The organism is Psychrobacter sp. CX16 (assembly GCF_057396245.1).
Window position 1 is genome coordinate 175356 of record NZ_JBXYJF010000002.1, and the last position, 11339, is coordinate 186694.

Below are 11339 nucleotides of genomic sequence, written 5' to 3' on the forward strand. Positions count from 1 at the left end.
AATTAATCATAGTAAGCATAAAAATACCCCACTCAATTGAGCGGGGTATTTTTTATGGACAGTTATTTTAGATAGCGCTGTTTAAAACACAAGCTAAATGGAAACTAATCTTTCCAAGCGTCACGATTGGCTTCGTCTTTTAGCTTCACAAATCGATCAGGATCGAAGGTGATTTGGTCAGGGGATTTACCCTCTTTAATCTGACGCTCGTAATCCTTCAAGATACGCAGCGCCACTGGGGTTAAAATCAAAATCGCTGCTAAGTTGGTTAACGCCATTAGACCCATAGACAAGTCGGCAAAGTTCCATATAGCAGGCAGACTGGCCACCGAACCAATAAATACCATAGCCAATACCACTACTCGGAAAACCATAATGGCTGGCTTAGCATTTTTGCTGCCTGAAATAAACTCTAGGTTCGATTCACCATAACTGTAGTTAGCAATAATAGAGGTAAACGCAAAGAAGAAAATGGCGATGGCAATAAAGTACACGCCCAAATCGCCCACATAATGTGATAAAGCAAGCTGTGTTAATTGAATACCTTCTTGCTCGACATTTGGGTCAACCACTCCTGATAAGATAATGATAGAGGCTGTCGCAGTACAAATCACTAATGTATCGATAAACACGCCTAGCATTTGCATAAAGCCCTGCACTGCCGGATGGTCAGGATGACTTTTTGCGGTTGCAGCAGCATTCGGCGCTGAACCCATACCGGCTTCATTCGAGAACAGACCACGCTTGATACCATTAATCATCGCTTGGGCAACACCATAACCGAGCACACCGCCTGCGGCTTGCTCGAGACCAAATGCTGATTTAACAATGTGCGCAATAGCGACAGGAAATAATGAGAAGTTGGTGATAATAATAAATAGCGCAAGGCAGATATATAAAATTGCCATAATAGGCACCACTTTACCGGCCACTTGCGCCACCGAACGCAGTCCACCAAAGACCACAGGGGCAACCAGTGCCACTAAAACTAAGCCGGTTGCCCAAGCCGGAATACCAAAGGCCTCATTAGTCGCTTGAGCGATGGTATTGGCCTGTACACCGTTAAACGCAAGACCAAAGGCGACCAATAAACATAGTGAGAATAGCACTGCCATCCAGCGCTGACCGACACCGCGCTCGATATAATAAGCAGGTCCACCTCGGTAGACGTTATCATCGTGCGGTACTTTATAAGCTTGCGCGAGAGTTGACTCAATAAAGCTGGTTGACATACCCACCAGCGCAGTTATCCACATCCAAAACACGGCCCCTGGACCACCGACATACACCGCAATAGCAACACCAGCTAGGTTGCCGGTACCAACACGTGCTGCAAGTGAGGTCATTAATGCTTCAAAAGAGCTAATACCGCCATCTTTACGCCCTTGTCCTGAGGTACGTAGCAGCTTCCACATATGACCAAAATGACGAAATTGAATAAATCGAGTTGCGACCGTAAAGAAGAGTCCAGCACCAATTAATACAAAAACCAATAGTCCGAACCAAGGATTATTCATGATGAGCCAATCATCATTACCCCAAATAAGACCATTACCCCATCCGACAAAAGCATTAAAAGCATCCAACATAAGTTATCTCCTTTAATCCAGACCTCTCTTGATTATCGCTTTATAAACGCCTTTGATCCTTTAATAGAGCACAGAGTATGGATGCGCATATACAAATATGGCCAGCACTGCTACCTTACTTAGCGCAGCACCCATCAACATGGATGTTAAGATGAATTAGGTCTAGATAATAAGTTAAGTGGTTGACGCTCACACAGCTTATCTGCGTGCTCAAATTTTTGGGCTGTAGTGAATCACATTAGCCAAAATTAATAAGTAAATACATAGTAACCATCTAAATTCATAGTAACTATCTAAATTCATAGTAACCATCAAAGTGGCTTTTTTTAGCAAAAAGTAGCTATTTCAGAGCAATAGGATTTTGCTAGATACCGTTGCGGGTCATTCTAAAAAATTGAATAAAAGAGCACAACCTTAACGGCTAAATAAACACCATGACTTACTTTAGCGATTATTGACTCCGCACTGACACCGAAACCAATAAATCTATTGAAAATAAAATAGATTTATCAAAATAGTTGGTTGCTATCGTCATAATACACTTGTAAACTAAATCAAGCTGTTAACTATTTTTTAACATTCAGTTGTAATAAAGAAAATTAATTAATAAAAATCATACAAATAGCGACTGCAGGATGCAGTCTATCTCGGAGGCCATCGCCGCCTCCCTTATTCTGACAAAAGGAGTTTGTCGTATGCATCATTCTGATACCTCTTCCGCCTACTGGAAGGCTAATGTCCGACTTATCTTGGGCTGCCTTACAGTTTGGGCAATTGTTCCTTACGGCTTTGCCATTTTACTTCGGCCGCTACTAGCCGGCATTAAATTTGGTGGGGCTGATTTAGGGTTCTGGTTTGCCCAACAAGGCTCTATTGCCACCTTCATTATCATCATCTTCTTCTACGCGTGGCGTATGAACAAGCTCGATAAACAATACGGCGTAGACGAGGAGTAGCTCTAATGAGTCAATTTACGATTAATATTTTATTTGTGGGCGCCTCCTTCTTGCTATATTTCGGTATCGCTATTTGGGCCCGCGCAGGTTCTACTAAAGAGTTTTATGTTGCTGGTGGCGGTGTCCACCCTGTTATTAACGGTATGGCAACTGGTGCCGATTGGATGAGTGCCGCGTCCTTTATCTCAATGGCGGGCTTATTGGCCGCTGGCGGATATGGCGCATCTACTTATCTTATGGGTTGGACAGGCGGTTATGTATTACTGGCCTTACTATTAGCACCCTATTTACGTAAGTTTGGTAAGTTCACGGTGCCCGACTTTATCGGTGATCGATTTTATTCCAAAACAGCTGCTTTAGTCGCTGTGGTGTGTCTGATTATTGCCTCAACGACCTACGTTATCGGTCAGATGACCGGTGCTGGTGTGGCATTTTCTCGCTTCTTAGAAGTGGATAACACAACAGGCCTCATTATTGCTGCCGTTGTTGTTTTCTTCTACGCTGTACTTGGTGGTATGAAAGGCATTACTTATACTCAGGTCGCTCAGTATGTGGTTCTTATCATTGCTTATACTGTGCCTGCAGTATTTATCTCACTTGAATTAACGGGTAATCCGATTCCTGGTTTAGGGCTGTTCTCTGACCATGTAGATTCAGGTATTCCTCTATTAACCAAGCTTGATCAAGTAGTCACTGAGTTAGGATTCACTGCTTATACTGCGGATGTTCCTAACAAATTAAACATGGTACTGTTTACCTTATCATTAATGATTGGTACAGCAGGCCTACCTCACGTTATTATTCGCTTCTTTACCGTTCCTAAGGTTTCTGATGCGCGTTGGTCAGCAGGTTGGGCACTGGTATTTATCGCACTACTTTACTTCACTGCACCAGCGGTCGGTGCTATGGCCCGTTTAAACCTTATCGATACCATTTATCCTCAAGGTGTTGACGCACCCGCATTGTCTTACGATGAGCGTCCTAACTGGATGCAGACTTGGGAAGAAACTGGTCTTATCCAATATAACGACTTAAATAATGACGGCCGTATTCAAATGTACAATGATAGTGGCTTAGGTCAAGCACAGCTTAATCTTGATGAGGCTAAAACCAATGGTGGCGATATTGCTGCAGCTACTGCACTATTAGATGAAGCACGCTTAGCACACGGTCTCGTATTAGAAGGTAAGTTTGATAGCTCTGGTTGGACGGGTAATGAGCTTAATGTAAACAAAGATATTATGGTACTGGCTAATCCTGAGATTGCCAATCTGCCACCTTGGGTTATTGGTCTTATCGCTGCTGGTGGTCTGGCTGCCGCTCTATCAACCGCAGCAGGTTTGTTATTGGCTATTTCATCTGCCATTAGCCATGATTTAATCAAGCGTAACTTAAACCCTAATATTAGTGATAAAGGTGAGCTATTAGCAGCGCGTATCTCTATGGGTGTGGCGATTGTTGTGGCAACCTACTTAGGTCTAAATCCACCAGGATTTGCCGCTCAGGTTGTAGCACTTGCCTTCGGTATCGCCGGTGCCTCTTTATTCCCAGCATTGATGATGGGCATCTTCTCAAAACGCATTAATAGCATTGGTGCTATATCAGGGATGCTTGCAGGCTTAATCACAACGCTTGTCTATATCTTTGTGTTTAAAGGCTGGTTCTTTGTATCAAGCACAGCGAATTTCCCAGATACCGCAGAGTTTTGGTTATTTGGTATCTCGCCACTGTCATTTGGTGCGATTGGTGCATTGATTAACTTTGGCGTAGCCTTCTTAGTATCGTCTATGACTGCACCACCACCTGCGCATATTCAACAATTGGTTGAAAGTGTACGTACCCCCCGCGGTGCGACAGGTGCGGTCGATCATTAATCTACATCACTAAAACAAACTGCTTTTAAATTGCTTAAAACTGTATCCGTTTGCTACTGCAAGCGGACACAGCCCTAACCTACCATAGGTTTTATAGTCAAAGTCATTTAGACAAATATGCCGTTAGCTTAGTTCGCCGTACTACTCGATAAGAAAATCACTTCACGTGTTATTAGATGACCTTTAAATAATTTTGACTATAGAACACAGCAAAACCCTATACAGAAACACATGAGTATAGAGCACTTAGGAAAAGCGTTATGATTTATGAATTTATTGCCACTATTACCGCAGGATTTGGTATGGCGGGTATTGCCCTTATTATTCGGCATTTAAGCAAGTTTACAGGACATCTTGCACCCAAATGGCTACTGCCTATCTTTGCAGGTATTGGCATGCTTGGTTTTCAATTACATCAAGAATATAACTGGCAGGATCATCAGTTAAATCAGCTACCTGAGCAAGTCAGTGTGGTCAAAAGTATTGAAGAGACAACTTGGTATCGACCTTGGAGCTATCTTAAACCACAAGTTGTTCGCTTTATGGCCGTTAATGAAGCCCAGCCTATTAAGGCCAGTGAGAGTACTCAATCATCTGATGTTTATAAAGTGAACTTATACTTGCTTGAACGCCGTATCAGTACCAAAATTGTGCCTCAGCTTATCAACTGCACCCAATCTGCTTATGCCAGTATTCCCGAGTCAGCTAACTTAGCCAGTGATGTCAAATGGCATTCTTTAGCAAAAAACGATGCTCTTATTAAGGCGGTGTGTCAGAGCTAATCGTGAGTCGAGATCTGTTTTTCTCAACAGTTCTCACGCCAATGCCTTTGACGGAGACCAACGTATCAATCGTATCAAAATCTCCGAATGCTTCGCGGTAGCGTATAATTTCTTGCGCTTTGCGGCTGCCAATGCCGGTTAATCCGGTTAACTCACCTTCAGTGGCAGTATTTATATTAATCAAAGATGTCGTATTTGATTGCTGACTATTCTTGCCAGCTGATTGCTCTTGCGCCATTAAATAACTATACGCCTTATTCATATCACTAAAGCACTGTAAGGTTTGCCCTTGGGCATAAACTGGCATCGTCGATAGCATCAAAGCCAATCCAATCGCCAAAACTATCACTACTTGGCTCAGACCATTATCTCTATATAGGTTAAGCATTTCCGCTTTATTCATGCTGTTTGGCTTGCTCCCACAGTGTATCCATCTCTTGTAAGCTACTGGTCTCAGGGGTTTTTCCTTGTTTTGTCAGCTCATCTTCGATATAGCCAAAACGTGAGCGGAACTTATGTACACAGGTTAAGGTTGCGGCTTCGGCATCCAAATTAAGCTTACGCGCCACATTGACCAAACCAAATACACAATCGCCCAGCTCTTTTTCAAGCTCAGCCTTTAACGCTGCATCGGGCTTGTGCCCATCCGTTGGAATAATTTGTTTTAGTTCAGCAATCTCTTCTTCTAACTTTTCAATCGCGCCCTCAATACCGTCCCAGTCAAACCCAAGTTTACTGGCTTCTTTTTGTAGGCTCTGTGCTTGCATCAGGGCACTACCTGCTTTGACATTATCTAAGCGGCGTTTGGACTTACCACGGCGCTCACGCTCTGCATTTTCTAATGCTTTAATTTCATCCCAACGTTTCTTAACCGCTTCATCATCGGGCAGCTTATCTGCTTCAAACACATGCGGATGACGACGGATTAACTTGCTTTGCAACGTATAAATAACATCACTTAAATCAAACTGGTGCTGCTCTGCATAAATCTGACAGTGAAAGATGACTTGTAGCAACACATCCCCAAGCTCGCCTTTAATGTCTTCAATATCTCCCTCTTGTACTGCTTCTGCCAGCTCATAGGCCTCTTCAATAGCATAAGGAATCAGGCTATGATTGGTCTGCTTAATATCCCATGGGCACTCTGCACGCAGTCTGGCCATTAATGCCAATAAGTCATTAATATTACCGGTCGCTTCAGGGGTTCCTTGTACTGGTGCTGGCGATTGAACATCGTTATTCTGTCTAGCGGTCTTATTTTGCATAACAGTCGTCTCTTATCCTTTTTTAAATAGAGTGATTAATAAGGGTCTGTCACCTTTAACTGATTAAACAGCGATTTCTTTTGCATAGTTTAGCATCTTAGCCGTACATCATTTACCGTCAAGCTATCTCATTTTTCACGCTGCAAAAATACCGATTAAAAATGCTAGAATAACCTTAACGCTATTAACAAAAGCTGCTATCCATTTTTAATAGCTCATTATCCATAACCTATTTTCCATAATAAAAAGACCTACCAATAAAAAGAGTGCCCTATGACAGATAACACAAGCGCTACCTTTCCGCATCGCCCTATTACTTCATTTAAAGCCTACGACATTCGCGGAGAATTAGGCGTTAATTTGGATGAAGACATTGCTTACCGTATTGGCCGCGCCTTCGCTCAGATTTTATCTAATCAGCGTCAAAATAATAACGTCAATGATGAGGTTAACAACTGCATTGTGATTGGCGCAGATATCAGAGACTCAAGCGAGACACTCAAGCAATCGGCTATTCAAGGTATCATTGATGCCGGCGTCGATGTTATTGACTTGGGCATGACCGGTACCGAAGAAGTCTATTTTGCCACCAGTTATTATCAAGCATTGGGCGGTATAGAGGTAACGGCCAGCCATAACCCAATTAATTATAATGGCCTCAAGCTAGTACGCGAAAACTCCAAACCTATAAGTGCGGACTCGGGACTTGCTGATATTCAGGCGCTTGCTGAACAAGGGGGGTTCGCGGACGTTATCGGAAAAGGGCAAGTTACTCAAAAATTAGATAAGACAGCTTATGTCGATCATTTAATGAGCTTTATTGATACCGATAAACTTCTTCCTTTGAAGATTGTGATTAACTCAGGCAATGGTAGCGCTGGTCCGACAGTTGATTTACTAGAGCAGCGTTTGCAGCAAAGCGGTGCACCCATTGATATTATCAAAGTACATCACACACCGGATGGCAGCTTCCCGAATGGCATTCCTAACCCTATGATTCTCGCCAATCGCGAGTCTACCAAACAGGCTGTTGTTGAAAATAAGGCTGACCTAGGTATCGCCTTTGATGGTGATTTTGACCGCTGCTTCTTGTTTGATAACAAGGGTGAATTTGTTGAAGGCAGCTATATCGTGGGTATGCTCGCACAAGCCTTCCTACAGAAGAATACTGGCGCTGCGATCGTTTATGATCCACGCGTGCTTTATAATACCGAAGCGATTATTGCCGAAGGTGACGGTAAGGCAATTATCAGTAAATCTGGTCACTCTTTTATCAAACAAGTTATGCGTGAATCAGGCGCTGTGTATGGCGGTGAGATGAGCGCTCATCACTATTTCCGTGACTTCTTTTACTGCGATAGCGGTATGATTCCTTGGTTATTAACCATTGAACTGCTCTCAACAACCGGCAAAACTCTGGGACAATTGGTAGACGAGCGTATTAGCGCCTATCCAAGCTCTGGTGAGATTAATTTTAGATTAACCGATGTTGATAGCGACGAGATATTACAGCGTATCGATGCTTATTATCAGCCGCAAAATCCTCATAAAAACACTCTTGATGGTCTAAGTTTAGATTTTGGTCAGTGGCGTTTTAATATTCGTGCCTCAAATACAGAACCTCTAATTCGCCTCAATATTGAAACCAAAGGTGATGAGAAACTGCTGGCTGAAGAGATTAATGAGATTAAACAATGGCTGGCCGAGCAAGGTGCTCAAGTTGCCTAGTTTATTTTATTAGGGCGTTTCCTCAATTCGTACGATTACATTTAAATGGGCTAAAAATAGCTAAATCTTGTCATACTGCCTCAAATAACGAGTAAATATCTCGATATTTACGGCATTATCTTCCTTGTCTGACTGCGATTTATCTTATTTTTATCACCATTTTCAAAATGAGGACACGCCCTAATATTGGTCAAAGATGAGTCAAACTCTATAGAAGCGATAGTAAACATAAAAATCCCCGTCGACTTAGTCAACGGGGATTTTGTTATTTGGAGCATCCACTAGAACACATGATTTTAGCTATGCAGATAAAATCATTCTAATCGCAATAAGCTAGTCGCTTATTTACTGCGGCCAATGCCTTGATAATCACCGACTAGACTTTGAATTTGCTGATGGCTAAAGGCATTTTGCGCATCAAAAATAGGCACAACCACCTCATTAATCGCACTGATTGGTAAACGCTTAGTGCTTGGCCAAGACAACACAAATAGCGCATCGCTGCTGCTTAACTTTTCAGTAGACTGCGAAATAAACTTAAGCAGTGGCTGATCTGGATACAAAGCTGCTAGTTCACTTTCCGCCTCTAACGCATAAACATAAGTGGTAATGTTGTATGACCATAATAGGCGCAGTAACGGATGAATCGCCGCTGCAGAAGTGCGCCCAGAACCAGACTTATAACTGGCACCCCAAATATTAACCTGCTTATTCTCAATAGCCCCGTCGAAATACTGCCAGAATTTACGGAAAATCAGTTCTTTTTGATCATCGTTAATGGCGGTGACTGCTTGCATCAAACGGTTATCAACTTGTGTGTCTCGCAAAGTATCTTCTAGTGCAGCAATTTCCGCCGGCAGGGTTTGACCACCAAAGCCCCAACCTGCCTTTAGATAGCTACTGCCAATACGCTTATCTAAACCCATGATGGTCGCTACTTCTAGAATATCAACGCCTTGTTGATCCGCTAGGCGCGACCATTCATTCATAAAGCTCACTCGAGTCGCTAGCATACTCATGATGGCGCTACGTGAGAATTCAATGGTGGCAATATCCGTAATAAAATGCTGCTGAGCTTGCTGCATTAAAGGCTGTAATACCACCACCTTATCAACAGAATCTGCTGTTTTCTCACCCATCAACCATATCTTAGGTGACAACATAGACGGATAAGCTCTGCCGTCTTGTAAGAATACAAACGGCACATAATATACCCAAGGTCGATGACACTGCTTAGCCAAATTAGCGAAGATACCTAACGTACTGATACCACTTAATATAAGCGGAGTCTGTACCGGTACTTGGCTGTCATTTAACTGATTAATCCACGTTTGCTCGTCACCCTGCTGTACTCGCCAAGACTCTGGTAAATCACCATAGAACACCCAATACAAGCTTGGCTCTACTTCATGCTGAGTTTGCTGTACGGCACTCTCAGAACTTACAAATACCTCTGATGCTTGCTCTGGTAACGGATGAACCCTAATAGATTCTTGACTTAAGTACAGCTGCCACAATGCTTGCTGCTGATGCTCAAAGCTATAGTTAGTCAGAGTGCTATCTAACGCGTCATTATCCGCATATAAACTTACTGTATTACCTAGACTGACCATCACAGTGGCAGTTGTAATTGCTTCAATTGAATGACCGACAATGACACAGTGCGGTTTAGGCTTCGCTTTACTTGCAGATATACTGTTAACCATGATGGTCTGAATCCTTAGCTATTATTAATATATTAAGTCGTTATTTATAGTCATAGTCATATAAATGAGGTACGGTGTTAACCTCGCTAAGCCTACATTTGTAGTACTTGCGCTCGGTTGCCTTGTATCTCAAATATCTGACTACGACTATAGAGGGTATTATTTATTTGATATGAATAACGATAGGTTTCTCTAAATATACCATAATCGCCTCTAATTCGACTAAAGGTTAGCCAGATTTAATCAAGGATTCATGAAGCAAAGATCTAATTATTGGTTGTCGTAAAACTTGCGAACCGCCGCTAAAAAGGTATCAAGCTCATCTTTTGGTAGCTCGTTAATACCGGCAGCTCCTTCTCGGCCGCCACCCGTTTTAAACTGGCTACAAATGGTACTGGCGCCATACGGATTACTTTTAGGTGCTCTTAGACTAATGGTATAGGAGCCTAATGCATTGGTGGTGATAATAACGACTGGCTTATCGGGATTATCGGCGGCAAGCTGGTTACCATAAGTGCCACTAATACGCCTTGCCCAAGCAGCATCCCCTAGTAGTACCGCTATCAATCCTTGCTGGGTCAGCTGTTCGCTATTTTTAGCCAAAGCGATATCTGCATTATAGCCTTGTTTTAAACGGGCATAGGGCGACTGGGAATCTGCTATCACATCGAAAGGTGAGTTATATTGCATCAGCAATTCATACAGCGTATCGGGCGCAAAATGTAAATCCTGCACGCTGCTGCCATAGCCATTATAATTAACAAGCACCCCAAGCTCTTTGAGCTGATTTCTCTGCTGAGTACTCAGTCTTTGGCTTGCCACATATTTATCGGCGACCTCATTGAGACCATCGCCAAATGCAGCAGCAATTGCCCATAGATCCTGACTGCCTTTCAACACACCATTAACCAACAGCCCTGTGCAGACTGTTGGCTTGGTGTTTATTTTGGTGATCAGCTTAGGGTGCTCAAACAGCGAGTCCGCTTTATGGTGATCACAATAAAACAGATGTTGGCATCTGTCTAAAACCCGCTTAACGCCCTGACAGTTCTTATCAAATGAGATATCCAATACTGTCACGTTGGCATTAGTTGCCATCTTGTCTGATATATTATCGACCAGTGAGATATCCCGCTTAACACCAGTAATTAGCATTTGCTTGTCACCGGAGCTAACCGGATAAGCTTTTCGCCATTGAATTAGCGAGAATATCCCGTCTGCATCACCATTAAATATATCAATAAATTGAGTCATATACAGATGCCTTTTTGCGACTAAAATCAGTGCACATCATTTATGTACAAGCGTTTATTTAGGGCGTGTGGAACATTCGCAAATTAGCACTGCTGATAGCTAAAATTGTTTCAGACTAGGCGTAAACCGTAGTTAATGTCTAGACCTTGACTAGGTTTGCAACAACGTCTGGGGCGATTTTAGCA

The 11339-nt window shown here is 42.7% G+C and carries 9 protein-coding genes; 4 read left to right on the top strand and 5 right to left on the bottom strand.

All coding sequences use genetic code 11. From position 1 onward, the window contains the following. Window positions 1-104 precede the first annotated feature (104 nt). A complete protein-coding gene (locus AC2SLM_RS01545; protein ID WP_486551552.1) occupies window positions 105-1589 on the bottom strand; it encodes an alanine/glycine:cation symporter family protein in 1485 nt (494 codons plus the stop codon). A 695-nt stretch (window positions 1590-2284) separates the two neighbouring features. Between AC2SLM_RS01545 and AC2SLM_RS01550 the strand changes: the two genes are divergently transcribed. From AC2SLM_RS01550 to AC2SLM_RS01560, 3 genes are all read left to right on the top strand, one after another. After that, a complete protein-coding gene (locus AC2SLM_RS01550; RefSeq protein ID WP_486541551.1) occupies window positions 2285-2545 on the top strand; it encodes a DUF4212 domain-containing protein in 261 nt (86 codons plus the stop codon). A 5-nt stretch (window positions 2546-2550) separates the two neighbouring features. Continuing rightward, the gene (locus tag AC2SLM_RS01555) at window positions 2551-4419 is read left to right on the top strand and encodes a sodium:solute symporter family protein (protein ID WP_486541549.1); all 1869 of its coding nucleotides are present in this window, start codon (window positions 2551-2553) and stop codon (window positions 4417-4419) included. A gap of 260 nt (window positions 4420-4679) precedes the next feature. After that, window positions 4680-5201, top strand: a complete 522-nt coding sequence (locus AC2SLM_RS01560) for a hypothetical protein (RefSeq protein ID WP_486551554.1) — start codon at window positions 4680-4682, stop codon at window positions 5199-5201. On the opposite strand, the gene AC2SLM_RS01565 is transcribed toward AC2SLM_RS01560, so the two are convergent. Together AC2SLM_RS01565 and mazG are read right to left on the bottom strand one after the other, a co-directional pair. Then, window positions 5179-5604, bottom strand: a complete 426-nt coding sequence (locus tag AC2SLM_RS01565) for a ComEA family DNA-binding protein (protein ID WP_486551555.1) — start codon at window positions 5602-5604, stop codon at window positions 5179-5181. The genes AC2SLM_RS01560 and AC2SLM_RS01565 overlap by 23 nt on opposite strands. Then, a complete protein-coding gene (gene mazG, locus AC2SLM_RS01570) occupies window positions 5597-6466 on the bottom strand; it encodes a nucleoside triphosphate pyrophosphohydrolase (protein ID WP_486551557.1) in 870 nt (289 codons plus the stop codon). Before mazG ends, AC2SLM_RS01565 begins: the two co-directional genes overlap by 8 nt. 273 nt (window positions 6467-6739) lie before the next feature. Between mazG and AC2SLM_RS01575 the strand changes: the two genes are divergently transcribed. Beyond that, window positions 6740-8194 (top strand): phosphohexomutase domain-containing protein, encoded by a 1455-nt coding sequence (locus AC2SLM_RS01575; RefSeq protein WP_486551558.1) that lies wholly within the window; start codon window positions 6740-6742, stop codon window positions 8192-8194. Window positions 8195-8535: 341 nt separating this feature from the next. Here AC2SLM_RS01575 and AC2SLM_RS01580 read toward each other — a convergent pair whose 3' ends face one another. Then, a complete protein-coding gene (locus AC2SLM_RS01580; RefSeq protein WP_486551560.1) occupies window positions 8536-9900 on the bottom strand; it encodes a UDP-glucose/GDP-mannose dehydrogenase family protein in 1365 nt (454 codons plus the stop codon). A 270-nt stretch (window positions 9901-10170) separates the two neighbouring features. Beyond that, entirely contained in the window at window positions 10171-11154 is a 984-nt protein-coding gene (locus AC2SLM_RS01585; RefSeq protein ID WP_486551561.1) for a DHH family phosphoesterase, read from the bottom strand. Between the last annotated feature and the right edge of the window lie 185 nt (window positions 11155-11339).